The following is a 26,695-nucleotide window of genomic DNA, read 5'->3' on the forward strand; positions in this document are numbered from 1 at the left end:
AGTACGGCGATTGCGTCACAGTGCGGCCGAACCGCCTCCGAGTGGTTCCGCCGTCACCCGCGATCTCCGTAGTCTGACCGGAAGTGCACAGAGCGGCGGCGGGGATTCGTGGAACAGCAGACAGGTGCGGGTGCGGTGCTCGCGGGCCGGTACCGGCTCGTGGAGCCCATCGGCAGGGGCGGCATGGGCAAGGTGTGGCGCGCGCACGATGAGCTGCTGCACCGGACGGTCGCCGTCAAGGAACTGACGGCCGGGCTGTACGTCGCCCAGGCGGACCGGGACGTCCTGCACGCCCGGACGCAGAAGGAGGCCCGGGCCGCGGCCCGGATCCAGCATCCGGCGGTCGTCACGGTCCACGACGTACTGGAACACGACGACCGGCCCTGGATCGTCATGGAGTACATCGACGGTCCCTCCCTCGCGGACGCGGCGAAGACGGCGGGCCGCATCGAGCCCCGGGAGGCGGCCCGGATCGGGCTGCACGTGCTCGGCGCGCTGCGCGCCGCGCACGCGGTCGGGGTGCTGCACCGGGACGTGAAGCCGGGCAACGTGATGCTCGCCAAGGACGGGCGGGTGATGCTCGCCGACTTCGGCATCGCCGCGATCGAGGGCGACTCCTCCATCACGCGCACCGGTGAACTCATCGGTTCCATCGACTACCTGGCCCCCGAGCGGGTCACCGGCGGTTCCCCCGATCCGGCCTCCGACCTGTGGTCGCTCGGCGCGACGCTGTACACGGCCGTCGAGGCCCGCTCGCCCTTCCGCCGCACCTCGCCCATCTCGAGCCTGCAGGCCGTGGTGAACGAGGAGCCGCCCGCCCCCACGCACGCGGGCGCGCTGGCCCCCGTCATCACGGCGCTGCTGCGCAAGGACCCGGCGCAGCGGCCGTCGGCGGACGAGGCCGAGCAGATGCTGCTGCAGGCGATGGAGGGCCGGGAGCCGAAGTCGGCGCAGGCGTACGTACCCACGCGCGCGATGGGCTCCGAGGAGCTGGGCGCCGCCCGGAGCGAGCCGGCGGACACCGCCGAGCCGTCCGGTGGAGGAGAGCCGGGGCGGGGGGCGGAGCCGGGGCCGGAGCCGGTGTTCGCCGCGCGTTCCGAGGCCGGACCGGGCGGGCGGGGCGGCCGCGACACCGGAGCCCCCGGCCGGATCAGGCGGGCCGCGGCCGTGGCGGTGGTGGCGGCGCTGCTCGGCGGCGGCGGGGTGTTCGGGATCCTGAAGTACACCAGCGACTCGACCACGGACGGCGGGATCCCGGGCCGGACGGCCGGTACGCAGGGCGCGTCGGCGGGCGGTTCGGCCGGCGCGTCGTCTGGTGGGTCGGCCGGCGCGTCGGCCGGTGCCTCGTCCGGCGCCGGGGACGCCAAGGGGCAGGTGGAGAAGGCTCCGCCGCCGGGCTGGGTGAAGGCGGTCGACAGGGCGGGCTTCTCCCTCTTCGTCCCGGACGGCTGGAAGCGCCGCGAGGACGGGACGCAGATCGACTACACCCGGGACGACGGCAAGCACTTCATCCGGATCGCGGTGGACCGCGATCCGAAGTTCAAGGACCCGTACGCGCACCTGCTCGACCTGGAGAAGCAGGTGCAGAAGCGCTCCGACTACGTGCGTCTGACCCTGCACCCGAACACCTTCCGGGGGCAGGTCAAGGCCGCCCTGTGGGAGTTCGTCTGGACGGAGAGGACCGGGGCCTTCACCGGGCCGCGCAAGGCCATCGAGCAGATGTACTACGCGCCGGACGGCACCGAGTACGCGGTGTACATGTCGGGTCCGGTCGCGGACTGGGACATCACCCGGGAACAGTTCGACATCGTGCTCAGCGGCTGGCAGCCGGCCCCGGCCTCCTGAGGCGGCCCCCCCCAGCCTCCTGAGGCGGCCGGCCCCGGCCCCTGAGGCGGCCGCCCTCCCAAGGGCACCGGAGCCCGGATTTCCGCCATCCCGCCAGTGAGCACTGGCAGAAATGGCAAAATCCGGTTACCGGCGGGTACCCAAAGCGCCCCCCGGCGGAATACGCTCACGCCCATGACGGACACGCAGGCCCCGGCCCCCCTCCGCAGCGCCCCGCAGCCCACCAACCCGGTCGCCCCCGCCCCGGCCGGCGCCCGGAGCGCCGCCGACGTGGTGACCCCCGAACTGGTCGCCCGGCTGACCCGCGGAGTGGCCGGCTCCGGCCGCACCGCCAACCACAGCCCCTTCACCGGGGACCGGCTCGCGGAGCTCCCCGAGGCCACCCCCGAGGACGTGGAGGGCGCCTTCGCCGCCGCCCGCGCCGCGCAGCCCGCCTGGGCCGCCGTGCCCGTCCGCGCGCGGGCCGCCGTACTGCTGCGCTTCCACGACCTGGTCCTGTCCCGGCAGGCCGAGGTGCTCGACCTGATCCAGCTGGAGACCGGCAAGGCCCGTCTGCACGCCCACGAGGAGGTCCAGGCCGTCTCGATCGCGGCCCGGCACTACGGCCGCAAGGCCCCCTCGTACCTGCGCCCCAAGGGCCACACGGGCGCCATGCCCACCCTCACCAAGGTCACCGAGCTGCGCCAGCCGCGCGGGGTCATCGGCCAGATCGCCCCCTGGAACTACCCCCTCGAGCTGTCCATCGGCGACGCCCTGCCCGCCTTCGTCGCGGGCAACGCCGTCGTGATGAAGCCCGACACCGAGACCGCGCTCACCGCGCTGTGGGCCCGCGACCTGATGATCGAGGCGGGCCTGCCGGCCGAGGTGTTCCAGATCGTCCTCGGCGAGGGCCCGGTCGTCGGCCCCGAGCTGGTCCGCCGCGCCGACTACGTTTCGTTCACCGGCTCCACGCGTACCGGCCGCGAGGTCGCCCAGGGCGCGGCCGCCCGCCTGATCGGGGTCTCCCTCGAACTCGGCGGCAAGAACGCCATGCTCGTCCTGCGCGACGCCGACGTGGAGAAGGCCGCCGCCGGCGCCGTCCGCGCCTGCTTCTCCTCCGCGGGCCAGCTCTGCATCTCCATCGAGCGGCTGTACGTGCACGCGTCGATCGCCGACGAGTTCGTCGCCCGGTTCGCCGCCCGCACGAAGGCCATGCGCCTCGGCTCCTCCCTCGCCTACGGCGCGGACATGGGCTCCCTGGCAGGCGAGCGCCAGCTGGAGGCCGTACAGCGCCACGTGGACGACGCCGTCGCCAAGGGCGCCACCCTCGTCACCGGCGGCGTCGCCCGCCCCGACATCGGCCCGCTCTTCTACGAGCCGACCATCCTCGACGGCGTCGAGTCCGCGATGGCGGTGTGCGGGGAGGAGACCTTCGGTCCGGTCGTCTCCATCTACCGGTTCACCGACGAAGACGAGGTCATCGAAGAGGCCAACGGCACCTCCTACGGCCTGAACTCCAGCGTGTGGACGAAGGACGCCCGCCGCGGCCACGCCGTCTCGGCCCGCCTGCGCACCGGCACCGTCAACATCAACGAGGGCTACGCCCCGGCCTACGGCAGCGCCCAGGCCCCCATGGGCGGCATGAAGGAATCCGGCCTCGGCCGCCGCCACGGCTCCGAGGGCATCCTCAAGTACACCGAGGCCCAGACCGTCGCCCACCAGCGGCTGCTGCCGATGGGGCCCTCGCTGGGGATGGACGACGAGAAGTACGCGGCCTTCATGACCCGCAGCCTCCAGGTCATGAAGGCCTTCCGGCTCCGCTAGTCAGTTCCGTTCCGTCCGTTCCGTTCCGTTCCGTCCGTTCCGTTCCGTTCGGGGAGGCACCGCAGTGTCGTACGACTACGACGTCATCGTCATCGGATCGGGTTTCGGAGGGTCGGTCTCGGCGCTGCGGCTCTCCGAGAAGGGGTACCGGGTCGGCGTCTTGGAGGCAGGGCGCCGCTTCACCCGCGAGAGCCTGCCGAAGAACAGCTGGGACCTGCGCAACTACCTGTGGGCCCCGGCCCTCGGCCTGTACGGGATCCAGCGCATCCACCTCCTCGGCAACGTGATGGTCCTCGCGGGCGCGGGCGTCGGCGGCGGCTCCCTCAACTACGCCAACACCCTCTACGTGCCCCCCACCGCCTTCTTCGAGGACCGGCAGTGGGCCTCCATCACGGACTGGCGGGACGAGCTCGCCCCCTACTACGACCAGGCCAAGCGGATGCTGGGGGTCCGGCTCAACCCGACGACGACCCCCTCCGACGTCCACCTCAAGGCGGCCGCCGCCAAGATGGGCGTCGCGGACTCCTTCCACATGGCCCCGGTCGGCGTCTTCTTCGGGGACGGCGACGATGCCGAGTGCCAGGACAAGGTCCGCCCCGGTGACGAGGTCGCCGACCCGTACTTCGGCGGCGCCGGACCCGCCCGCAAGGCCTGCACCGAGTGCGGCGAGTGCATGACCGGCTGCCGGCACGGCGCGAAGAACACCCTCAACGAGAATTACCTGCACCTCGCCGAGCGGGCCGGCGCCGTCATCCACCCCATGACCACGGTCACCGCCCTCTCCGACCACCCCGACGGCGGCTACCGCGTCCGCACCGTCCCCACCGAGGGGCGACGCCGCGCCCAGCCCACGGTGCTGCGCGCCCGCTACGTGGTCGTCGCCGCGGGTACGTACGGCACCCAGACCCTCCTGCACACGATGAAGGACCTCGGCGAGCTGCCCCGCCTCTCGGACCGCCTCGGCGATCTGACCCGGACCAACTCCGAAGGCCTCGTAGGAGCGCAGACCACTGACCGCCGCTACCGCAAGCGACACGGCAAGGACAAGCGGGCGGACTTCACGCGGGGCGTGGCCATCACCTCCTCGGTGCACCCGAACGCCGACACGCACATCGAGCCGGTCCGCTACGGCAAGGGCTCCAACGCGATGGGGTTCATGACCATCCTCCAGGTGCCGTACTCGGGCCACCGGGTCCGCGCCTGGCTCGGGCGCACCGCCCGGCACCCGCTCCAGCTGCTGCGGTCCCTCTCCAACCGGCGCTGGTCGGAGCGGACCATCATCGGCCTGGTGATGCAATCCCTCGACAACTCCCTGACCACCTACCGCAAGCCCGGCGGCATAGGGAAGGGGCTACTCACCGCCCGGCAGGGCCACGGCGCGCCCAACCCGGTGCAGATCGCCGAGGCCACGCGGGCGGCGACCCTGCTGGCCGAGGAGATCAACGGGTTCCCGGGCAGCAACATCGGCGAGCTGATGGGCACCCCGCTGACGGCGCACTTCCTCGGCGGCTGCCCGATCGGCGCCTCGCCCGAGGAGGGCGTGGTCGACCCGTACCACCGGCTCTACGGACACCCGGGCATCTCGGTGGTGGACGGCTCGGCGGTCTCCGCGAACCTCGGGGTCAACCCGTCGCTGACGATCACCGCGCAGGCGGAACGCGCGATGTCCTACTGGCCGAACAACGGCGAGCGCGACCCGCGCCCGGAGCAGGGGGCGGCCTACGCCCGTCTGGCGGCCGTGGAACCGGCCCGTCCGGCGGTGCCGAAGGAGGCCTTCGGGGCGCTGCGCCTGCCGTTCCTGGCGGTACCCGAGGTCCCGCCGCGCGCGGCCTCGCCCGCCGAATAGCCGCCGGTGGCCGAAGCCGTTCGGCAGCGCACCGCCGCCGAACGACTTCGGCGGGCACCGCGCTCCCCCTCCGAGCGCGGTACCCGCCGAACTACATACATGACAGCCGTGGGGCCCGGATGGTTGTAGCCGAATCCCGCGACGGAGGTGTGGTGTGCGTCACAGGGTGAAGGGGGCAACCAGGGAGGGTCCTCGCTGGTCAAGGACGGCATGAGAAAGCGCATCTCCCTGCTGGCGGCAGCCGGCCTGGTGGCCGTCGGTCTGGCCGCCACCCCCGCTAACGCGGCGGATCCGGTATTCACGCTCACCAGCCCGGCGGAGATCGGTCTGCACCCGCACCCCGGGGGCGCGGGCAAGCCGCAGACCACGACGGTCGGCTTCGGCGTCGAGAACGAGACCGGCGAGTACTTCGGCGAGCACAGCACCTACACGATCGACCTGACCCCCCTCAAGGGCGTCGCCGACGTGAAGCTCACCCCGGAGCGTTCCGACGACTGCACCCTCACGGCGGCGAAGGTCACCTGCACGGACTGGTCGGTCTGGACGTACGGCAGCGAGGTCGTGTCCCTGGACCTCACCGCCGCCAAGGGCAGCAAGAACGGCACGGTCGTCGACCTGACGATGACCGCCTCGGCGCAGGGCGCCACCTTCACGCCCACCACCACCAAGGTCAGGGTCGGCGGCCCGGACCTGGTGCTGGAGAAGGCCAAGCTGAAGGCGAAGCTCGTGCCGGGCGAGACCCAGCCGCTCCCGATCGTCTTCGCCAACGCGGGCACCGAGTCCGTCAAGGGCGTGGCACTGGAGATGATCACCACGCACGGCGTGGGCCTGGTCGAGCAGTACGACAACTGCGCCTTCAGCCAGAACGAGGACGCGGGCCAGCCCTGGAACGTGAGCTGGGGCACGACGGTCTGCACCTTCGACAACGAGATCAAGCCGGGCGAGGTCTGGGAGATCGCCGGCGCGCTGACCCTCAAGGCCGCCCCGCACGCCTTCCTCGACGGGCTGCTCTACGGCGTGCACGAGGCCGGCTCCGAGCCGAAGACCACGCAGAAGCTCAGCACGCCCCGCACGGGCAAGAAGCTGGGCCTCAAGACGCGCTCGGCCAAGGCCACCCCGCGCGGGGTGGACCTGGACCCGTGGAACAACCGGCACGAGTTCGATTTCTCGGTGAAGAACACCGCCGACCTGGTGGCCGAGCCCCTCTCCGTGAAGGGCAAGGCGGGCGAGACGGTCAAGGCCGCCATCGGCTTCCGCAACGACGGCCCCGCGTGGGTCGCCTACCTCCGCTCGGGCGAGGACGTCGCCATGGCGGACATCGTGATCCCGGCGGGCGCGAAGGTCACCAAGGCGCCGAAGGCCTGCAGCGCCGTCACGGCATCGGGCGGCCACCGCGAGGGTCAGCTGGGCGCACCGCGCTACTTCTGCCCGACCTCGCACGTCATCGGTGAGAAGCAGAAGTTCGCCTTCCCGTTCGAGCTGAAGATCGAGAAGGTCATCGCGGAGGCCACCGGGTCCGTCACCGTCGGCAGCTGGTCCCCCAACGGCGCCGCGCCGATCAGCTGGGACCCGAAGCACGCCAACGACAAGGCCGCCTTCGTGATCAACGGCAAGCAGATCACGCCCACGCCGACCCCGACCACGACGACCCCCGGCCCGAAGCCGACGTCTTCCACGAGCCCGACGGCCACGCCGAGCACGAGCACCACTCCGAGCCCGGGCGCCAGTACCGGTGGCAAGACGCCGAGCGGCGGCCTCGCCGAGACCGGCGCCACCGCCGGTCCGATCCTGATCGCCGGTGCGGTCCTCGTGGCCGCGGGCGGCGCGGTGTTCCTGGCGTTCCGGCGCCGGTCCACCGGCCGCGCGTAACGGCGTAGTCGGGGGAACGACGGGGGATCCACGGGGGACCCGCGGGGGAAGCAGAAGAACGGCCGGTCCGGGGCGTCCCCCGGGCCGGCCGTCCTTTGTGTGGTGACCGGGCTGCTGTCCCCTGCCGTCCGGTCACATAGAAGGAGCGAGGTCCCACGACGCACGCCCCGCAGGGGGTACGTCTCATCGCTCCAGCGGAGCCACGCGTGGTGCTGCGGTCCGCACCTGGCTGGCACGGTCATCCGCATCAACGAAGGGCCGTGGGGGCGGTCACGGTCCGGACGGGTGACGAACAGGCGTCACGGGCACCGCGGCGAGGTTCAGACCCGGCCGCGGCACAGCTCCAGCAAGGTCATCGCGAGCGTGGTGCCGGGCTTGCCGAGGGCGTCGCTCCAGTGGGTCAGGACCTCCATCTCCCGCGACAGGTGCACCCGGCGGCCGCCCGAGCCGATCCGGGCCTCCTGGATGACGGTCGAGACGGCCATCCGTTCCTGGATCAGACCGATGATCCGGTCGTCGATGGCGTCGATCCGCTCGCGGGATCCCGCGATCAGCTGCTCGGGGGCCGTGGCCGTGGCCGTGGCGGTGGTGGCGGTCGCCGTGGTCGTGGTCGTGGCCGTGGCGATCGTGGTCGTGCTCATGTCGGTCTCCTGTGGGTGAGGGCCCGACCGGAGCGGGAACGCCAGAGCGCCCCGGTCCTGTCGGACCGGGGCGCTCTGGGAAGTCAGTGGCTCAAGCGAGCATCACGATGACCCATGGCGACCGGACCGGCCGGTGCCATAGGTAAAGAGGAAGCTCAGCTGCTTGCGCATGGAGGGATTATGACCCTCTGTCCCGCTCCGTGCCAAGCCGGTTCGGACGGTGAGACGAAGAGGGGTATCCGTCCCCCGTTAGAATCGACAAAACAACCCCCTCTTTCCGCCGGAAGGCCTGCCCCGTGCCAGAAGCCACCTTCGCCACCCACGACAGCGCCCCGGACACGGTTCTCGTCGTCGACTTCGGCGCCCAGTACGCGCAGCTGATCGCCCGCCGCGTCCGCGAGGCACGGGTCTACTCCGAGGTCGTGCCCAGCACGATGCCCGTGGCCGAGATGCTCGCCAAGAACCCGAAGGCGATCATCCTCTCCGGTGGCCCGTCCTCCGTGTACGAAGAGGGCGCCCCCCAGCTCGACGGCGCGATCTTCGAGGCCGGCGTCCCCGTCTTCGGCATGTGCTACGGCTTCCAGCTCATGGCGGTCACCCTCGGCGGCACCGTCGACAACACCGGCTCGCGCGAGTACGGCCGCACCCCGCTGGCCGTCTCCAAGGCCGGATCCACCCTCTTCGAGGGCACCCCCGAGAACCAGTCGGTGTGGATGTCCCACGGCGACGCCTGCTCCGCCGCTCCCGAGGGCTTCACCGTCACCGCGTCGACCGACGTGGTCCCGGTCGCGGCCTTCGAGAACGACGAGAAGAAGCTCTACGGCGTGCAGTACCACCCCGAGGTGATGCACTCCACGCACGGCCAGCAGATCCTGGAGCACTTCCTCTACCGCGGCGCCGGCCTCCAGCCCACCTGGACCCCCGGCAACATCGTCGAGGAGCAGGTCGCGCTCATCCGCGAGCAGGTCGGCGACAAGCGCGCCATCTGCGGCCTGTCCGGCGGCGTGGACTCGGCGGTCGCCGCGGCCCTCGTGCAGAAGGCCATCGGCTCGCAGCTCACCTGCGTGTACGTGGACCACGGTCTGATGCGCAAGGGCGAGACCGAGCAGGTCGAGAAGGACTTCGTCGCCGCCACCGGCGTGCAGCTGAAGGTCGTCGACGCGCAGGAGCGGTTCCTGAACGCGCTGGCCGGGGTCTCCGACCCGGAGACCAAGCGCAAGATCATCGGGCGCGAGTTCATCCGCGTCTTCGAGGCGGCCCAGCTGGAGATCCTCCAGGAGGACGGCCCGGCGGTCGCCTTCCTGGTCCAGGGCACCCTGTACCCGGACGTCGTCGAGTCCGGCGGCGGCACCGGCACCGCCAACATCAAGTCCCACCACAACGTGGGCGGGCTCCCCGACGACATCGAGTTCGAGCTCGTCGAGCCGCTGCGCCAGCTGTTCAAGGACGAGGTCCGGATGGTCGGCCAGGAGCTCGGCCTGCCCGCCGAGATCGTCCAGCGCCAGCCGTTCCCCGGCCCCGGCCTCGGCATCCGCATCGTCGGCGAGGTCACCAAGGAGCGCCTGGACCTGCTCCGCGAGGCCGACGCCATCGCCCGCCACGAGCTCACGGCGGCCGGCCTGGACCGCGAGATCTGGCAGTGCCCGGTCGTGCTGCTGGCCGATGTCCGCAGCGTCGGCGTCCAGGGTGACGGCCGCACCTACGGCCACCCGATCGTGCTGCGCCCCGTCTCCTCCGAGGACGCGATGACCGCGGACTGGACGCGCATGCCGTACGAGGTGCTCGCGCGGATCTCCACCCGCATCACCAACGAGGTGCCGGACGTCAACCGCGTGGTCCTGGACTGCACGAGCAAGCCCCCGGGCACCATCGAGTGGGAGTAGGCCCACCCGGAGTGGGAGTAGTCCCGCCCGCCCGCACGTAGGTGACAAGGCCGCCGCTCCCTGCCGGGGAGCGGCGGCCTTGTCGCGTGTATGGCCTCTTGGCCCGCCCGCCGGTACCTTGCGCGCGACCTTGGAGGAGGAGCCATGTCCGAGCAGCCGGCCAGCGTATCCGCACCCGCGCCCGTGCCCGTCGAGCGGCTGGGCTTCGAGATGCCGCCGGTGTTCGCCACCGCCGGGGAGGAGCGCGCGCACCGCAAGGAGCGGCTCGCCGGGGTGCTGCGGCTGCTGGGGCGGCTCGGGTACGAGGACGGGGTGGGCGGGCACGTCAGCGCCCGGGACCCGGAGTTCGAGGACTGCTACTGGGTGAACCCCTTCGGCCGGGCCTTCGGCGCGATCGGCCCCGAGGACCTGCTGCTCGTCGACGGGGAGGGGCGGGTCAGACAGGGCGGGCGCAGGGTCAACCAGCTGGCCTTCGCCGTGCACGCGGCCGTCCACCGGGCCCGGCCCGCCGTGGTGGCCGTCGTGCGCACGCAGGCCCCGTACGGCAGGGCGCTCGCCGCGCTCGGCGAACTGCTCGCCCCCGTCACCCAGGAGGCCTGCGCCTTCTACGAGGACCACGCGCTGCTCGACGAGTTTCTGGGCGGCGGGGCCCTGGGCAGCGGGGCCGCGGGCGGCGGGGACGCCGAGCGGATCGCGGCTGCGCTCGGCCCCTACAAGGCGCTGGTGCTGCGGAACCTCGGGCTGCTGACGGTCGGTGACTCGGTGGAGGCCGCCGCGTGGTGGTTCATCGCGGCGGAGCGGGCCGCGCAGGTCCAGTTGATCGCGCGGGCGGCCGGGAAGACGGTGCTCATCAGCCACCACAGCGCGCTCGCGACCCGGGAGCGGTTCGGATCCGATCTCGCGGCCTGGGTGAACTGCCAGCCGCTGCTGGAGGCCGCCGGACCGGGTGCGTCAACATCATGAACGGTTAATCACCTGCTCTGACATCGTGCGCAATCCGGAACACTGCCGCAGTGGTGCACAATTCGCTGGCATCGCACCGGAGTTCAGAGAGGCGGCACGTTCGTGGCTGTCCAAGAGATGTCCAGAAGCACCCATACCGCGGCCTGTGCCTGCGAGGACTGCACACGAGAGGGGCACCGCCGCGCGGTCGCCGCGTTCCTGGAGAAGCGCGACGAGTTCGCCTCCGGGCACGGGGTGCCGGACGCGGTGGCGCACTCCCTGGGGGCCTCCCGGCAGTGGGTCTCCGACGAGCTGACCCTGTCGGCCCGGACGGTCGCCGACCGGGGCCGGGAGGCGGGCAGCTCCTGGCTCTACCTGTTCTCCCGGCGGGCCGTCCTCGCAGTGTGGATCGCCGCGGGGGTGCTGCTCCTGGTCCAGGTCGGCACCGCGCTCGGCACCGGCTGGTCCACGACGCGCACCGCCGGGCTGCTGGCCGCGCTCGTGCTGGCCGCGCTGCTGACGGTGGCGGCCCGTGCGCAGACGTTCCGGGGCGGCCTGCTGGCCCCGCTCGTCGGCGAGGACAACCGGCTGTCCACCTCGAAGGTGGTGCCGAGCGCCTGGCTGGTGCTCACCGCCTTCGCGACGCTGCTGCCCGCGCTGCGGCTCGCGGCCTCCTCGCCGGGACCCGAGCGCCAGGCGCTGTACGAGGGACTCGCCTTCGACCGGGCGCTGCCGCTGCTGGCGGTGCTCGGGCTGACCTCGGGGGTCGCGGTGCTGGTGCGCCGGGTGGTCTCCGTACGGATCATGGGGCAGCGGCTGCAGAAGCTGCCGGCGGACCGCCCGACCGGGGCGGACCTGCTGACGGACGACGCGGGCCGGGGCTCCTTCCCGGACGCCCAGTACGTGCTGGTCTCCACGGTGGTGCTGGGCTTCGCGGGGGTCTCGCTGGCCCGGTTCCCGGACCGGCTGCCGGCGCTCCCGTGGGCGCTGGCGCTGCTGGTGGCGCTGTCGGCGGCCGTGTACCTGGCGGCGAAGTACGCGGAGGGCAGCCGCCCGCTGGTCCTGTCGGTGGTGCGCAGACGCGAGCCCGGGGATCTGGACGCGGCGATCCGCCCCGGCGACGACATCGAGATCCGCGGAGTGGGCTTCGTCCCGCCGGGGGCGCAGACGCCGGAGATGCTGGCCCGGCTGGTGGTCCGGGTGGGCGCGGTCCATGTGCACGTACCGCTGGTCCCGGTGGCGGGCGGTTTCACCAACCCGTCCGACGCCGTACTGACCGTGCCCGTCCCGGCCGAAGTGGAGCCGGGACGGATCGAGATCCAGGTCGTCACCGCCGCGGGGGTGGAATCAAACCGGTGCACCATCGACGTGGCGGAGTGAAGCGGGTACACATGACGCGTGACCCGAACTGACGTCCCCTCCGGCGCCTCTGACGCACCCACCGGATCCACCGGACCGAACGGCCCGCGCGGCCCGCGCGGCCCGCGCGGCCCGCGCGGTCTGCGTGAGCTCGCCGCCCGCCACGCCCTCCTGCCCCTGCGGATCTTCCTCGGGGTGACCTTCGTCTACGCGGGTCTGGACAAGCTGACCGACTCGGCGTTCCTCTCCGCCACCGGCAGCGGCTCCATCGGCGAGCTGATGCAGGGGGTGCGCGACACCTCGGCGATCCAGGCCATGGTGGACCTGGCCCTGAAGGCACCCGTCGGCTTCGCCGTGGCCCTGGCCATCGGGGAGCTGCTGGTCGGCCTGGGGGTCCTGGCCGGACTGCTGACCCGGATCGCGTCCGTCGGCGGGGCGCTGATCTCGCTCAGCCTGTGGCTCACCGTGTCCTGGGCGGTGACCCCGTACTACTACGGCAACGACTTGGTCTACCTGCTGGCCTGGACCCCGCTGGTCCTCGCCGGGGCGCCCTACCTCTCGCTGGACTCGCTGATCCGCTCGCGCTGGTCGCGGCGCACGGCGTAGGTCACCAGCCCGACGACGGCGGCGAAGACGAGACCGCCCGCGGTCATCATGAGGACGAAGAACCAGGGTGGATCGGCCTCGCCCGCCGCGCCGAGGAGATAGAGCACCCCGGTCGCCATCAGGGCCAGTCCCGCGATCAGCCGGCCCGGCTGGAACTCATGACGCGACACGGGTCACCTCCACCTGTCCCACACCCGCGCTGAGGTGCAGCTCGATCGTGCCTCCGGCCTTGGTGCCCGAGGCGGGGGGCAGCGTCACCCTCCGGGTCTCGTCCTGGCTCTGTATGCGTACGTCCTCGCCGGTGTCGCCCGGCATCTGGATGTCGCCCAGCCTGATCGTCGCCACCGTCTTCGCGGTGACCTCCCTCGGCAGGATCACCCGCAGCCGGCCCGCGTCGATGGAAGCGCGGACGGGCACGGTGGTGCCCTTGGGCACGTCCACGTGGCTGAGGTCCAGGGTGGCGAGCCCGGTACCCGCCTCGTACACCGGGGCCACCTCGGACACCGCCGTCGGATGCCAGTCCACGACGCGCCAGTCGGTACTGATGTCCTTGGGCAGCGCGACCGCCCCGGCCAGCAGGACGGCCGTGATCACCGAGAGCAGGATGGTGCCGAAGCCCGTGCGGCCCTTGACCGAGCTCACCGCGAGCCCCAGGCCGAAGACGGCGAGGCCGGCGGCGAAGCCGACCTGTAGGGCGTGGCTCAGGGTGCTGCCCTCCCAGACCGCGGCGGTGGCGGTGCTCCCGGCCAGCGCGGCCAGGACGAACACCCGGCCGCCGATGCCGCCGCGGGGCTTCCAGGGGAGGCGCTCCCCGGACGGCGGAGCCGCCGCCGGACCGCCGCCGGGGCCGGCGGGCACCGAGTCCTCGGGACCCCACAGGTACCCCGTCGAGCCGACCGGCCCCGTGGTGCCGTCCTTGACCAGCGGATCCCGCCACCACGACGGGCCGCCGGGCGCGGGCGGCGCCTGGGTCTCCGGCGGCGCCGGACTGTGCGCGGTGCGGTGCCCCGTCCGGGTCGCCGCCGGGTACACGAACTCCGCGCCCGCGGCCGCCACCTTCTCCTCGGGCGCAGCGCCGGATCCGCTCCGCCGGCGCTGCGACCAGTACGCCGCGCCGCCCAGGGCCAGGACGGCCAGGACGGAGAAGACCGCCAGCCCGCCGTTGTCCAGCATCGACAGGAACAGGGCGCAGCCCACCAGCGCGGCGAAAACCGCCGCCAGCGTCGAGCCCTCGACCCGGCCGGTCAGCAGCTTCTTCGCCTCGCTGTCCTCCTCGCCCTCCTGGGGCAGCAGCAGCCAGGCGAAGCCGTAGAAGATCAGACCGACGCCGCCGGTGACGGCGAGGACCCCGAGCACGATCCGGAAGATCACCGGGTCGAGACCGAAGTACCGGCCCAGCCCGCCGCACACGCCCGCGAGCACCTTGTCGCGCTTGCCGCGCCGCAGGGGAGGGCGCTCGGCGAGCGTCGAAGCGGAGCCGGCGCCCGCGCCGGCCGCGCTCCTGCCGGCTCCTGCGTCCGGCGGCGGGGAATCGTCTACTTCGGTCATGCGTACATGGTGACGGTCCGGGGTCGCCGCGGGCATCCGGATCTACCCTGGCGCAACCCTGATATCCCCCCGAGAGAACTGGGGGGCTGCCCTGATGTCACGGGCGCCGCAAGCGTGTGACCATCGGTGACATGCCCGTAGCAGCCGCCCCCCGCCCGCCGTACGCACCGGACTCCGACGAGACGCCGCAGCGCAAGCTCTACCGCAGCGCCGACGGCCGGATGCTCGGCGGAGTCGCGCGCGGCCTCGCCGGGCACCTGGGCCTGCCCGTCGTCTGGGTCCGGCTCACCTTCCTCGGCCTGTTCATGTGGGGCGACGGACTCGGTGTGCTGCTCTACGCCGCGTTCTGGGTCTTCGTACCGCTGGGCGTCGGCGGCCGCAGCGGCCACCGCTCCTACTTCGACACCCTCCCCGACGGCACCCGGCGGCTGCGCAAGCCCGAGCGGGGCCAGATCATCGCGCTGATCGCGCTGTGCGTCGGCGCGGGCATCTTCATCTCCAAGGTCCAGGTCGGCGGCAGCTCCGGACGGTACGTATGGCCGACCCTGCTCGTCGGCGCCGGCGTGGTCCTCGTCTGGCGCCAGGCCGACAACGCCCGCCGCGCCCACTGGAACGCGGCCGCCGGCCGGCACGCCCGGCTGCTGCAGGCCGCCCGCGCGCTCGCCGGCGTCGCCCTGGTCGGCGTGGGCCTGACCGTCTTCATCGTGGTCCGCGGTTCCGCCGCCCAGCTGGGCAACGTCCTGACCGCCACCCTCGCCGTCCTCGTCGGCGTCGCCCTCCTGGCGGGACCCTGGCTGATCCGGATGACCCAGGACCTCTCCGAGGAGCGCCTGATGCGCATCCGCGCCCAGGAGCGCGCCGAAGTGGCCGCCCACGTCCACGACTCCGTGCTGCACACCCTCACCCTGATCCAGCGCAACGCCGAGGACCCCGGCGAAGTGCGCCGCCTCGCCCGGGCCCAGGAGCGGGAGCTGCGCAACTGGCTGTACAAGCCCGAGGGCACCGGCAAGGACGAGGGCGAGGAGCCCACGACGCTGGCCGAGGCCGTGAAGAAGACCGCCGCCGAGGTGGAGGACCACCACGGGGTGCAGATCGAGGTGGTCGTCGTCGGCGACTGCCCCCTCGACGAGAAGCTGGCCGCACAGATGCAGGCCGCGCGCGAGGCGATGGTCAATGCCGCCAAGTACGGTGGCGACGGCGGCCCCGTCCAGGTGTACGCCGAGGTGGAGGGCCAGACGGTGTTCGTGTCCGTACGGGACCGCGGACCCGGCTTCGACATCGACGCGGTACCGGACGACCGCATGGGCGTACGAGAATCGATCATCGGCCGGATGCAGCGCAACGGCGGGACCGCTCGACTGCGGTCCGCGCCCGACGGCGGCACGGAAGTCGAGCTGGAGATGGAGAGGGCGGCGAAGGCAGCATGACCGAGGACAGCGCGAGCACCGGCGGCGCGACCAGGAGGGTCCGGGTGGTGCTCGTCGACGACCACCGGATGTTCCGCACCGGGGTACAGGCCGAGATCGGCGAGACCGAGCGGACCGGGGTCGAGGTCGTCGGCGAGGCCGCCGACGTGGACCAGGCCGTCACCGTCATCACCGCCACCCGCCCCGAGGTGGTGCTCCTCGACGTGCACCTGCCCGGTGGCGGCGGCGTCGAGGTACTGCGCCGCTGCGCCCCGCTGATGGGCGCCGTCGAGGACCCGGTACGGTTCCTGGCCCTGTCGGTGTCCGACGCCGCCGAGGACGTCATCGGAGTCATCCGGGGCGGCGCCCGCGGCTACGTCACCAAGACGATCACCGGCACCGACCTGGTGGACTCGGTCTTCCGCGTCCAGGACGGGGACGCGGTGTTCTCGCCGCGCCTCGCCGGCTTCGTGCTCGACGCCTTCGCCTCGACGGACGCCCCGCCGGTAGACGAGGACCTGGACCGCCTCACCCAGCGCGAGCGCGAGGTGCTGCGGCTGATCGCGCGCGGGTACGCGTACAAGGAGATCGCCAAGCAGCTGTTCATCTCGGTCAAGACGGTGGAATCCCACGTCTCGGCCGTGCTGCGCAAGCTCCAGCTCTCCAACCGCCACGAGCTGACCCGCTGGGCGACGGCCCGCCGGCTGATCTGAGCCCGGCAGGGTCTCCATCCGGGGGTCAGGCGGGCCGGGAGGCTCCGGCCCAGGGCATCGAGTCGATCGGCGCGACGCGGACCGTGGAACCGGGGCGCGGGGCGTGGATCATCTGGCCGTTGCCGATGTACATCCCGACGTGCGTGACGCCGGAGTAGAAGAACACCAGGTCGCCGGGGGCCAGCGCGTCGCGCGAGACCCGCTGTCCCGCGTTGATCTGCGTGTAGGTGGTGCGCGGCAGCGACACCCCGGCCGCGCGCCACGCCGCCTGGGTCAGACCGGAGCAGTCGTACGAGCCCGGGCCCGTCGCCCCCCATACGTACGGCTTCCCGATCGCCCCGTACGCGAAGGCCACCGCGCGGGCCGCGCGGGAGCCGTCGGCGGGCAGCGGGGCCCGGGTGGCGGGGCCGCTCGGGGCGGGACCGGCCGAGCGGGCCTCGTAGGCCGCACGCTGCTCGGCCGTCAGCTTGGCCAGCAGCCGCTGCGCGGCGGTCAGCTTCTGCTCGATCTCGGCCTTGTGCCCGGCGAGTTCGCGCTGTTGGGTCCGCAGGTCGGCGAGGCGCCCGGCGGCCTGGTCCTTGAGCTTCCCGACCTCGTCGAGCCCCCGCCGTACGGCCGAGATCTCGGCCGCCCTGCGGTTCCCGGCCCGGGTGATGAGCGCGACCCGGTCCAGGTACTCCTGCGGATCGTCGGACATCGCGAGCTGTACGGCGGCGCCCAGCGTGCCACTGCGGTACTGGGTCGCGGCCAGCGAACCGAGCGCGCTGCGGGCCGTGTTGAGCCGGTCGGTCTTCAGAGCGGTCTGGTCCCGCAGCCCGTCGAGCGCGCGCTGCGCCTCGTCGGCCTTCTCCTTCGCCCCGTTGTACCGCTCCGTCGCGGCCTCGGCCTCCTCGTAGAGCCGGTCCATCTCCGCCTTGACCTGCGAGGGCGTCTGCTGCGGATCGGCGTGGGACGTGCCTTCGAACGCGGTGGCGGTGGCAGCGCCCGCGAGGGCGAGGGTGGCGGCGGTGGTGCGTACGGTGCTCCGTGCCGTGCCGCCGTTGAGCGGGCGCTGCCTGGGCTTTCGATGACTGGCCACGAGGGCCTCACGTCCTTCCTCCGTCGGTGCTTGGGGGAGGACGCTAGACCCGAAGGTTACGACTGGATGACGAGATGATCGAAAGTGGCCGTACGTGACCGGACCTGGTGCGTCGGGTGTCCGTACCGGGGTCGGCTCTATCCGCGGATCTCCGTCAGGCGGGCGAAGACGACCACGTTGCCGTCGTAGCCCTCCTGCTTCGAGAAGCCGCCGCCGCAGGTGATCACGCGCAGTTCCGGAGCGCCCTTGGGTCCGTAGATCCGGGCCGCCGGGAAGTCTTTTTTACCCACGACCTCGATGCCGTACACCGTGAACACGGCGGTACGGCCGTCCCGTCGGTCCACCTCGATGTGCCGGCCCCGCTTGAGCGAGCCGAGGGTGTAGAAGACGGCCGGACCCAGGCTGTTGTCCACGTGACCGTCGATCACCGCCGTGCCCTGGGCGCCGGGGGCGGGGGAACCCCCGTACCAGCCGGCCAGGTTCCCGTCCTGCGGCGGCGGCGCGTCCACCCAGCCCTCGGCGTCGAGTCCGACGCGGGTGACGGGGGCGTCGACCTGTACGGCGGGGATCCGGATCCGGGTCGGCGGTGAGGACTTCAGCGGCCGCGGGGCGGGCGGGAGGCGGCGGGCTGCCTCGTCGTGGGCCGGGTCGCTGACCAGGGAGGCGGCCTGCGCGGGCTGCGGCGGACCGCCGTTGAGGTCGAGCCCGTTGGTGAGGAGGAACGTGCCGCTGAGGGCGACCACGGCAACGACGCCCCAGCCGCCGCGAGGCCTCGTGCGCTCCTGGGGGCGGGGCATGATGCGCGCTCCTTCCGTGGTGCGGTGGCGCCGGGGGCTGTGGGGCGGGGGCTGTGGGGAGGGCGACTGTGGGGAGGGCGCTGGACCGGGCCCGTCCGGTGGCCAGGGGCGGGTCGGGCGGGCCCGGCGGTCAGGGGGTGAGGGGTGAGGTGTCAGGGGCCGGCGGTCAGGCGCTGCCGTCGGCCCGGCGGCGCATGAGGTACACGCCACCGCCGAGTGCACCGGCCAGCAGCGCGGAACCGGCCGCGATCTCGGTGCCGTTCAGGCCGCCGGCGCCGCCGCCGAGGCCGGCCTTGACACCCTTGGAAGGAGTGGTCGTTCCGGTCTCGGTGCCGGTGCCGGTGCCGGTGCCGGTGCCTGTGCCGGTGCCGGTCGAGTGGCCCGCGACCGTGAGGGTGGTCGTGCCCTTCTCGCCCTTGCAGTCGAAGGTGACCTCGTACCGGGCACCCGCCTTGGCATCCGCGTCCACCTTGACGGTGGCGGACTTGCCCTCATTGAGCTCGACCGCGTCGAAGACGCCGGAGGAGACCTTGACCAGGGGTTCCTCGCAAGCGGTGGCGTTCAGGGTGGCGGTGCCACCCGCGGCGACGGTGGTGGGGGAGACGGTGAAACCGAAGGACGTGACGTTCGGCGTGGTCCCGCCGTCGTTGGCCGAGGCCAACGGCGCGGCGAGCGCGCAGGCGGCGGTGGACAGCAGGGTTACGGATGCGACGCGTATCGCACGCATGGTGGATCCTCCGGGTCCCCGAGGCGCAGCCCCGAACATTTTGTCCGCAAAAGGCAGTAAATACTCCTCGATGTGCTCGACGCTAGGTCCGGTTGGCGGAACCTGCGAATCGAGCGGCACAAACGGACCAACGGGGAGGGTGAGTTGGCGGGCGCTCCGCCAACTCCTCTGATACGGACGGTGAGCACCACGCCGGAGGCCCTGCCGCTCGGTGGCGCTGAGTGACGGACACGCCGGGGGCGCGTTCACCCCGGCCGGACGCTCCCGTAGATCGGCTGGTAATAGACCGAGTCCTCGCGGACGGACGACCCCGGCCGCGGGGCGTGGACCATGCGGCCGCCGCCGATGTAGATCCCGACGTGGCTGATGTCCGCATAGAAGAAGACCAGGTCCCCCGGCCGCAGATCCTTGGTCGCGATCCGCGGCGCCGCCTTCACCTGGTCCCAGGTGGTGCGCGGCAGCGTGATCCCGGCCGCCCGCCAGGCGGCCTGGGTCAGGCCGGAACAGTCGTACGAGCGCGGGCCGGTCGCGCCCCAGACGTACGGTTTCCCCAGCTGGGCCCGGGCGAAGGCCACCGCCCTGGCGCCGGACGCCGACGCGGGGGCGTCCCCCGGCCGCGGTCCCGGGGCGGCCGGGGCCCGGGGGGCCAGGGCCCGCGCCCGCTCCGGCGCGGTGAGCTGCGCGAGCAGCGCGTTCGCCTCCGAGAGCCGGGACTGCACCTCCTGCTTGCGCCCGCGCAGCTGCTCCTGCGCCCGCTCCAGCTCCGAGACCACGACGGCCGCCTCCCGGCGCTTGCCCGCCGTCTCCGCCCTGGCCCGGGTGTACTGGGTGAGCAGTGCGTCCTCACGGCCGCCGAGCCGGTTCAGCAGGTGCGTCTGGGCGAAGAAGGCCTGCGGGTCGTCGCCGAGCAGCAGGGTCGCGGTCCCGCCGAGCCCGCCGGCCCCGCGGTACCGGTCGGCGGCGTAGCTGCCGAGCAGCCGCCGGGTCTCGTTCAGCTTCTGGGTGGTGGCGGCCACCTGGTCCATGAGCGCCGAGAGCAGGGCCCGCTGCTCCTCGGTCCGCCCGGCCGCCGCGTCGTAGGCCTGGGTGGCCGTGCCCGCCTGCCGGTGCAGTTCGTCCACCCGGGTCCGTACCTCCTCCACCGAGGGGCGGGGCGCCGGCGCCGCCGCGGCCTGGTGGGGGAGGAGCAGGCCCAAGGAGGAAAGGGCCGCGGTCGTGACGACCGCGGCGGGGGCGTTCGGATGTCTTCGGGTGCGCGGCTTGCGGTGGTGGGGGGAGGGGTGGGACGAGGGGAATCCGTACGTGTACACGGGCCGGCACCTCCTTCCGGTTGGCGGAGCACGCTAGCGGCGCAGGCGTTTCCCCGGAAGGGGGCGGGAGGGTCCGCAGGGCATATGCCGCCGAAATTTCGCGGGGGGCGGGACCGGATCTTCCGGTGGCGGCACCGGATTTTCCCGGGGCGGGACCGGATTTTCCCGGGGCGGGACCGGCTGTCGGTCCCGCCCTCTAAACTCGGAAGGCGATGAGCAGCCTCTTTGACGACAGCTTCCTGGCCGACCTCTCCCCCTCCGAAGAGGTCCCCCCGCCGCCCGAAGACCACGCCGCGCCCGAGTCGGGCGCGGACGATCTCTTCGGGGGCCGGTTCGACGATGCCGACGGCCGAGGGGTGCGCGGGGACGCGTACTACCGGGACGGCGCCCCCAGGCCCGTCATCGACCCGGCGGCCCTCCTGGAGGGGCTGAACGCGGAGCAGCGCGCCGCCGTGGTGCACGCGGGCTCCCCGCTGCTCATCGTGGCCGGAGCCGGCTCCGGCAAGACGCGCGTGCTGACCCACCGCATCGGCCACCTGCTGGGCGCGCGCGGGGTCCACCCCGGCCAGATCCTGGCGATCACCTTCACCAACAAGGCCGCCGGTGAGATGAAGGAGCGCGTCGAGGGCCTGGTCGGCCCGCGCGCGAACGCCATGTGGGTCTCCACCTTCCACAGCGCGTGCGTGCGCATCCTGCGCCGCGAGTCGAAGCGGCTCGGTTTCACCTCCTCCTTCTCGATCTACGACGCGTCCGACTCGAAGCGCCTGATGGCGCTCGTCTGCCGCGACCTCGATCTGGACCCGAAGAAGTTCCCGCCGAAGGCCTTCAGCGCCAAGATCTCGAACCTCAAGAACGAGCTCATCGACGCGGACGCCTTCGCCGGGCAGGCCGCGGACGGGTTCGAGAAGACCCTCGCCCAGGCGTACGCGATGTACCAGGGGCGCCTCGGCGAGGCCAACGCGCTCGACTTCGACGACATCATCATGACCACCGTCCACCTGCTCCAGGCCTTCCCGGACGTCGCCGAGCACTACCGGCGCCGCTTCCGGCACGTGCTGGTCGACGAGTACCAGGACACCAACCACGCCCAGTACACGCTCGTGCGCGAGCTGGTCGGCACCGGTTACCCGGACCTGCCGCCCGCCGAGCTGTGCGTGGTGGGTGACGCCGACCAGTCCATCTACGCCTTCCGCGGCGCGACCATCCGCAACATCCTCCAGTTCGAAGAGGACTACGCGGACGCGACCACGATCCTGCTGGAGCAGAACTACCGCTCCACCCAGACGATCCTGTCCGCCGCCAACGCGGTCATCGAGCGCAACGAGAACCGCCGCGCGAAGAACCTGTGGACCGAGGCCGGCAGCGGCGCCGTCATCACCGGCTACGTCGCGGACACCGAGCACGACGAGGCGCAGTTCATCGCCGACGAGATCGACCGGCTGACGGACGCGGGCGACGCGAAGGCCGGCGACGTCGCGATCTTCTACCGGACCAACGCGCAGTCCCGCGTGTTCGAGGAGATCTTCATCCGCGTCGGACTGCCCTACAAGGTCGTCGGCGGCGTCCGGTTCTACGAGCGCAAGGAGGTCCGCGACGTCCTCGCGTACCTGCGCGTCCTGTCGAATCCCGAGGACAACGTCCCGCTCCGCCGGATCCTGAACGTGCCCAAGCGCGGCATCGGCGAGCGCGCCGAGGCGATGATCGACGCGCTCGGGATGCGCGAGAAGATCACCTTCCCGCAGGCGCTGCGCCGGGTCGACGAGGCCTTCGGCATGGCCGCCCGCTCGACCAACGCCGTCAAGCGCTTCAACGTGCTGATGGAGGAGCTCCGCACCATCGTCGACTCGGGTGCCGGCCCCGCGGTGGTCCTGGAAGCGGTCCTGGAGCGTACGGGCTACCTCGCCGAGCTCCAGGCCTCGACCGACCCGCAGGACGAGACGCGCATCGAGAACCTCCAGGAGCTCGCCGCCGTGGCGCTCGAATTCGAGCAGGCACGGGTGGCGGCGGCGGCCGAGGCCGCCGAGAACGGCGCCCCGCCGGTCGGCCCGGGCACCCTCGCCGAGTTCCTGGAGCAGGTCGCGCTGGTCGCCGACTCCGACCAGATCCCGGACGAGGACACCGACGGCAACGGGGTCATCACCCTCATGACCCTGCACACCGCCAAGGGCCTCGAGTTCCCGGTGGTCTTCCTGACCGGCATGGAGGACGGGGTCTTCCCGCACATGCGCGCGCTGGGCCAGACCAAGGAACTGGAGGAGGAGCGCCGCCTCGCCTACGTCGGCATCACGCGGGCGCGCGAGCGGCTGTACCTGACGCGGTCGAGCATGCGCAGTGCCTGGGGCACCCCCTCGTACAACCCGCCGTCGCGGTTCCTGGAAGAGATCCCGGCCGAATACCTGCAATGGAAGCGGACGGGCGCGGCGCAGAAGCCGGCGGGCCCGATGCGCAGCTCCGGGTACGGGTCCTCGGGCTCGGGCGGCGGCGGATCGAAGGCCACCTTCGGCACCTCGCCGGAGGCCTTCCTGTCCTCGTCGCGCACGAAGTCGGGCCCGTCGGGGTTCGCGACGCGGCGGGCCGCCGACAAGCCGGTCATCGCGCTGGTGGTCGGCGACCGGGTCACGCACGACCAGTTCGGGCTGGGCACCGTCATGGAGGTCAGGGGAGCGGGCGCGGACGCGCAGGCCACCATCGACTTCGGGGACGAGAAGCCGAAGCGGCTGCTGCTGCGGTACGCGCCGGTGCAGAAGCTCTAGCGGGGCGGGGCGGGGCGGGGCGGGGCGGGGCGGGGCGGGGCGGGGCGGGGCACGGTGCCGCGCCGCGCGGTCCGGTCCGGTCGGGTAGACGACGTGGAAGGGCCCGCCTCTCAGGGGGCGGGCCCTTCCACGTCGTGCACTGTCCTACTAGTTCGGGTTCAGGCCCTTGGAGCGCAGCCATGCCTGCGGGTCGACCGGGGATCCGCCGCCCGGTCTCACCTCGAAGTGGAGGTGCGGGCCGGTGGAGTTGCCGGTGTCGCCGGAGTACGCGATGACATCGCCGGCCTTGACCTTGCCGGACCGGATCTTGGCGCTGCTGAGGTGGCAGTACCAGGTCTCGGTACCGTCGGGCGCGGTGAGTATCACCATGTTGCCGTAGGCGCTGTTGAACTGGCTGCGCACGGTGCCGTCGGTGGCGGCCATGACCGAAGTCCCGTAGCCCACCGGGAAGTCGATGCCGGTGTGCACGGACATCCAGTTGACGCCCGCCTGGCCGAAGCCGGCGCTCAGACCGTGCCGTGCGACGGGGAGGGCGAACTTGGGGCGGGCCGCTTCCCTGGCCGCCGCCTCCTGCGCCTTCCGCTTCTTCTCCTCGTCCTGGCGCAGGCGCAGGTCGATGCGTTCCTGGGTGCGGCTCGCGCGGTCCGCGAAGTCGCCGGCGTCGGCGCTGAGGGCGGCGAGCTGCGTGTCGAGCTTGCTGTTCGCCGCGACCGGCTTGATGGAGGCCGGGTCGGGCGCGGCCAGGGTGGTGGTCTCCTCGGTCGGCTTCTCCGTGCCGGTGAGCCCGCCCACGGAGGCGGCGGCCACACCCGCGACGCCCATCACGCAGGCGGAGGGAACGGCCACGGTCAGCAGCGCGGAACGCTTGGCCGGGGTGCGACGGCGGTTGTTGGCACCGGCCTTGGCGGTGCCCGCCTTGCCCGCCTTGGCGACGGGCTTGGAGCTGGGCTTGGAGCCGGCGCGGCGCGAGGGGCGCGGACCGTCCGGCGCGGCCGGGGTGACGGGCATGGTCTGGGTGGGGAGATCGTGCACCTGGGCGTCCGGGTTCAGGTCCAGGTCCAGGTCGAGTTCGCGGTCCTTGTCCGAATCCGCGTCTGCGGCCTCGAGGTCGGACTCGAGGCCGACCTCGGCGGAGAGGAACTCGAAGACGGCGGTCTCGGTGTAGGCCGTCTCGCCCTCGGGCGAGGGGGCGGCGGCGTAGGCCTCGTACCCGTAGTCGTAGGCGTACTGCTGCTCGTGGGCCTGGGGATGGGCCTGGGTGTAGGCCTGGTCCTGCGCCGGCTCCGGGACTTGCTGCTGCTGCGGCTGCTCGTAACCGGTGTAGCCGTAGGTCTGCTCGGAGGCCGTGTTCCAGGCGGTGGCGTCGTAGGTGCCGGTCTCGGTTCCGTAGCCGGGGACCGACCAGTGGCCGGTCTGCTCGGCGGACGTGTCGTAGCCGAAAGCGGTGGACTGATGGTCCGGGGAGACGCCACCCTGGGTGGGGACGGTCGAGAGGTAGCCGTCGTGGGCGGCGTAACCGGCGGCGTATCCGTCGGCGGACTGCTGTGTGTAGCCGTTCTGGGGGGCGGTCCATGCCGTGGTGTCGTACGAGCCGGTGTCGTAGGAACCGTAGGTGGCGCCGTAGTTGTAGCCCTGACCCTGCGTTTCATAGGACGTGAACGCTGAATCGCCAGCGAAAGTGGTGGTGGAAAGGCCGTCGTACCCGAAATCGGGGTACTGGCCCGACGGGGGGCGGTCGTTCACCAACTTCTCTTTCGCCTCGGCAGCGGGGGGCCTGGGTGGCCGAGGAATGTGGGGTCCTCGGAGGAGAGCAGTGGCGTGACTGTACCCGGCGGTTACTCGCAACGACAATCTTCGGAGGGATTTGTGCTGGGCGGAACCGGGCATTCGGCCGCCTTTCGGTCGGCTGAAGACCCACCCTTGGCCTTGAGTTCGAAAAACGTTCGACTGGGGGCCGTCTTTCGCTCCCGCGGTCGAGGGTGCGGGAGGGGGCCGGCCGGTCAGGCGACGGAAGCGGCACCGGGGTGCGGGAGGGCGGTCGGCCTGGGCCCGTCGAGTGCGCGCCGGACCGCCGCGATGACGGTGGGGTGCGCGGGCAGGGCGAGATGCCCGATGCCGGTGACCTGCACGTTCTCCACGAGTAGGTCCGGGTGCTCGATGCGGGCCGTGCCGGTCGGGTCCATCAGCTCGTCGAACTCGCTCCAGAACGCCACGCACCGGGTCCGGCAGCCGGGCGCGGGTGCGCGCAGTTCGGCGAGCACCTCGGAATCCGGGCGCATCTGCCGGACCAGGGGGTGCGCGTTCATGAAGGGCGCCACGCGGGTGCCGGAATGCGGGGTGCCGAGCGTGACGAGCGTGCGGACGCGCGCGTCGCCGCCGAGGCGCTGGACGTAGTACCGCCCGACCAGTCCGCCGAGACTGTGCCCCACGAGGTCCACCCGGTCCTGACCCGTGTGCTCGCACAGCTCCTCGACGCGGCGCGCGAGGTGCCGGGCCGTCACGCGCAGGTCGCGGGTGAAGGGGGAGTAGTTGTACGCCTCCACCTGCCGCCGGCCGCCTGCCCCGAGGGCGCGGCGCAGCAGGACGAAGACGGAGCGGTTGTCGGTGAAACCGTGGAGCAGTACCACCGGTGGACGCTCGTGGGTGGTGGTGGTGGTGGTGGAGGTGGTGGTGGTGGTGGTCGTCGTTGTGGCGGCGGGTCGCTCCGGTAGTACTCCGGTGGGATAGAGCAGGATGTGCCCGCCGAGCACGATCGCTTCCAGTACGCCGGCCCGCAGTGCGGCGCCGGACATGGTCAGCCCCATGGACGACCCCCCCGTAGGTCCTGGCGACTCGGGACCGGGGCGTCCGACCGCCCCGTGCCGTGCGGCTGTCGGCGCGGAGCGGTGGTACGCCATCCCACGTGTGATTTCCCCCTCGTGGTTGACCGCGAAACGGGGGTGTGCGCAATGCTGTACTTAACGTTCGTTCACTCGGGAGGCAGTGCGATGGGTGTGACCGGTCCGATCCGTGTGGTGGTGGCCAAGCCGGGCCTCGACGGCCACGACCGAGGCGCCAAGGTGATCGCGCGGGCCCTGCGGGACGCGGGCATGGAGGTCATCTATACCGGCCTCCACCAGACCCCCGAGCAGATCGTCGACACGGCGATCCAGGAGGACGCCGACGCGATCGGTCTGTCGATCCTGTCGGGTGCGCACAACACGCTGTTCGCGCGCGTGCTGGAACTCCTCGCGGAGCGCGACGCGGAGGACATCAAGGTGTTCGGCGGCGGGATCATTCCGGAGGCGGACATCGCTCCGCTGAAGGAGAAGGGCGTGGCCGAGATCTTCACTCCGGGTGCGACGACCACGGCCATCGTTGACTGGGTCCGCGCGCACGTTCGCCAGTCGGCGTAGCGCTGGTGGGTGCGGCGCCGTTGCCGGGGACCAGTCCCCGGGCCCCTGCGCCTCAAGCGCCGGCGGGGCTGGGGTGTGCCGGGGCTCGGTGGCTGCGGGTGGGGGGTCGGTGCCGGGGGCGGGGTGGGGTGTCGGCCTGGACTGCATGATTTAGGCGCCCTGTCCTCTGCTTCG

21 protein-coding genes are annotated in these 26,695 nt (G+C 72.3%); 12 read left to right on the top strand and 9 right to left on the bottom strand.

Features of this window, described 5'->3' with window-relative positions:
• Positions 1-108: 108 nt before the first annotated feature.
• The 4 genes from ACIQV3_RS33885 to ACIQV3_RS33900 all read left to right on the top strand — a co-directional run bounded on the left by ACIQV3_RS33885 (position 109) and on the right by ACIQV3_RS33900 (position 7,363).
• Complete coding sequence (locus ACIQV3_RS33885; RefSeq protein WP_403719242.1) at positions 109-1,845, top strand: protein kinase; 1,737 nt, start codon at positions 109-111, stop codon at positions 1,843-1,845.
• A gap of 174 nt (positions 1,846-2,019) precedes the next feature.
• Positions 2,020-3,648 carry a succinic semialdehyde dehydrogenase gene (locus ACIQV3_RS33890; RefSeq protein ID WP_403719243.1) on the top strand — a complete coding sequence of 543 codons (1,629 nt, stop codon included), beginning with the start codon at positions 2,020-2,022 and terminating at the stop codon, positions 3,646-3,648.
• A 64-nt stretch (positions 3,649-3,712) separates the two neighbouring features.
• Entirely contained in the window at positions 3,713-5,494 is a 1,782-nt protein-coding gene (locus tag ACIQV3_RS33895) for a GMC oxidoreductase (protein WP_403719245.1), read from the top strand.
• A gap of 210 nt (positions 5,495-5,704) precedes the next feature.
• Positions 5,705-7,363 (top strand): peptidase, encoded by a 1,659-nt coding sequence (locus ACIQV3_RS33900; RefSeq protein ID WP_403719247.1) that lies wholly within the window; start codon positions 5,705-5,707, stop codon positions 7,361-7,363.
• Positions 7,364-7,683: 320 nt separating this feature from the next.
• On the opposite strand, the gene ACIQV3_RS33905 is transcribed toward ACIQV3_RS33900, so the two are convergent.
• Positions 7,684-8,004: a chorismate mutase gene (locus tag ACIQV3_RS33905; protein WP_403719249.1), complete on the bottom strand. Its 321-nt coding sequence runs from the start codon at positions 8,002-8,004 to the stop codon at positions 7,684-7,686.
• A 296-nt stretch (positions 8,005-8,300) separates the two neighbouring features.
• Between ACIQV3_RS33905 and guaA the strand changes: the two genes are divergently transcribed.
• The 4 genes from guaA (at position 8,301) to ACIQV3_RS33925 (ending at position 12,794) form a co-directional block, all read left to right on the top strand.
• Entirely contained in the window at positions 8,301-9,887 is a 1,587-nt protein-coding gene (guaA, locus tag ACIQV3_RS33910; protein WP_266905358.1) for a glutamine-hydrolyzing GMP synthase, read from the top strand.
• A gap of 144 nt (positions 9,888-10,031) precedes the next feature.
• Complete coding sequence (locus ACIQV3_RS33915) at positions 10,032-10,850, top strand: class II aldolase/adducin family protein (protein WP_403719253.1); 819 nt, start codon at positions 10,032-10,034, stop codon at positions 10,848-10,850.
• A 102-nt stretch (positions 10,851-10,952) separates the two neighbouring features.
• Positions 10,953-12,209 carry a hypothetical protein gene (locus ACIQV3_RS33920; protein WP_403719256.1) on the top strand — a complete coding sequence of 419 codons (1,257 nt, stop codon included), beginning with the start codon at positions 10,953-10,955 and terminating at the stop codon, positions 12,207-12,209.
• A 120-nt stretch (positions 12,210-12,329) separates the two neighbouring features.
• Positions 12,330-12,794, top strand: a complete 465-nt coding sequence (locus ACIQV3_RS33925) for a DoxX family protein (protein WP_403719295.1) — start codon at positions 12,330-12,332, stop codon at positions 12,792-12,794.
• On the opposite strand, the gene ACIQV3_RS33930 is transcribed toward ACIQV3_RS33925, so the two are convergent.
• Positions 12,740-12,964 carry a hypothetical protein gene (locus ACIQV3_RS33930; RefSeq protein ID WP_403719262.1) on the bottom strand — a complete coding sequence of 75 codons (225 nt, stop codon included), beginning with the start codon at positions 12,962-12,964 and terminating at the stop codon, positions 12,740-12,742. The two genes, ACIQV3_RS33925 and ACIQV3_RS33930, sit on opposite strands and share 55 nt — an antisense overlap.
• Positions 12,951-14,342, bottom strand: coding sequence for a PspC domain-containing protein (locus ACIQV3_RS33935; RefSeq protein WP_403719265.1), 1,392 nt, complete (start codon positions 14,340-14,342; stop codon positions 12,951-12,953). Before ACIQV3_RS33935 ends, ACIQV3_RS33930 begins: the two co-directional genes overlap by 14 nt.
• Positions 14,343-14,473: 131 nt before the next feature.
• Here ACIQV3_RS33935 and ACIQV3_RS33940 point away from each other — a divergent pair, with 131 nt between their 5' ends.
• Positions 14,474-15,769: a PspC domain-containing protein gene (locus tag ACIQV3_RS33940; protein WP_403719268.1), complete on the top strand. Its 1,296-nt coding sequence runs from the start codon at positions 14,474-14,476 to the stop codon at positions 15,767-15,769.
• Positions 15,766-16,461 carry a response regulator transcription factor gene (locus ACIQV3_RS33945; protein ID WP_327305035.1) on the top strand — a complete coding sequence of 232 codons (696 nt, stop codon included), beginning with the start codon at positions 15,766-15,768 and terminating at the stop codon, positions 16,459-16,461. The genes ACIQV3_RS33940 and ACIQV3_RS33945 overlap by 4 nt, the downstream gene beginning before the upstream one ends.
• Positions 16,462-16,486: 25 nt before the next feature.
• Here ACIQV3_RS33945 and ACIQV3_RS33950 read toward each other — a convergent pair whose 3' ends face one another.
• The 4 genes from ACIQV3_RS33950 to ACIQV3_RS33965 form a co-directional block, all read right to left on the bottom strand.
• Positions 16,487-17,539 carry an NlpC/P60 family protein gene (locus ACIQV3_RS33950; RefSeq protein ID WP_403719270.1) on the bottom strand — a complete coding sequence of 351 codons (1,053 nt, stop codon included), beginning with the start codon at positions 17,537-17,539 and terminating at the stop codon, positions 16,487-16,489.
• Between the two features lie 137 nt (positions 17,540-17,676).
• A complete protein-coding gene (locus tag ACIQV3_RS33955) occupies positions 17,677-18,336 on the bottom strand; it encodes a class F sortase (protein WP_403719272.1) in 660 nt (219 codons plus the stop codon).
• A 166-nt stretch (positions 18,337-18,502) separates the two neighbouring features.
• Positions 18,503-19,063 (bottom strand): hypothetical protein, encoded by a 561-nt coding sequence (locus tag ACIQV3_RS33960; RefSeq protein WP_403719275.1) that lies wholly within the window; start codon positions 19,061-19,063, stop codon positions 18,503-18,505.
• 245 nt (positions 19,064-19,308) lie between these two features.
• Positions 19,309-20,373, bottom strand: coding sequence for an NlpC/P60 family protein (locus ACIQV3_RS33965; RefSeq protein WP_403719277.1), 1,065 nt, complete (start codon positions 20,371-20,373; stop codon positions 19,309-19,311).
• A 212-nt stretch (positions 20,374-20,585) separates the two neighbouring features.
• Here ACIQV3_RS33965 and pcrA point away from each other — a divergent pair, with 212 nt between their 5' ends.
• Positions 20,586-23,126: a DNA helicase PcrA gene (gene pcrA, locus ACIQV3_RS33970; RefSeq protein WP_403719279.1), complete on the top strand. Its 2,541-nt coding sequence runs from the start codon at positions 20,586-20,588 to the stop codon at positions 23,124-23,126.
• A 147-nt stretch (positions 23,127-23,273) separates the two neighbouring features.
• Here pcrA and ACIQV3_RS33975 read toward each other — a convergent pair whose 3' ends face one another.
• Positions 23,274-24,869, bottom strand: a complete 1,596-nt coding sequence (locus ACIQV3_RS33975) for a peptidoglycan DD-metalloendopeptidase family protein (protein ID WP_403719281.1) — start codon at positions 24,867-24,869, stop codon at positions 23,274-23,276.
• A 257-nt stretch (positions 24,870-25,126) separates the two neighbouring features.
• Complete coding sequence (locus ACIQV3_RS33980; protein ID WP_403719283.1) at positions 25,127-25,930, bottom strand: esterase/lipase family protein; 804 nt, start codon at positions 25,928-25,930, stop codon at positions 25,127-25,129.
• 183 nt (positions 25,931-26,113) lie between these two features.
• Here ACIQV3_RS33980 and ACIQV3_RS33985 point away from each other — a divergent pair, with 183 nt between their 5' ends.
• The gene (locus tag ACIQV3_RS33985; protein WP_403719286.1) at positions 26,114-26,521 is read left to right on the top strand and encodes a cobalamin B12-binding domain-containing protein; all 408 of its coding nucleotides are present in this window, start codon (positions 26,114-26,116) and stop codon (positions 26,519-26,521) included.
• Positions 26,522-26,695 lie beyond the last annotated feature (174 nt).

This window comes from Streptomyces sp. NPDC099050, from assembly GCF_044759865.1.
Lineage (GTDB): Bacteria > Actinomycetota > Actinomycetes > Streptomycetales > Streptomycetaceae > Streptomyces.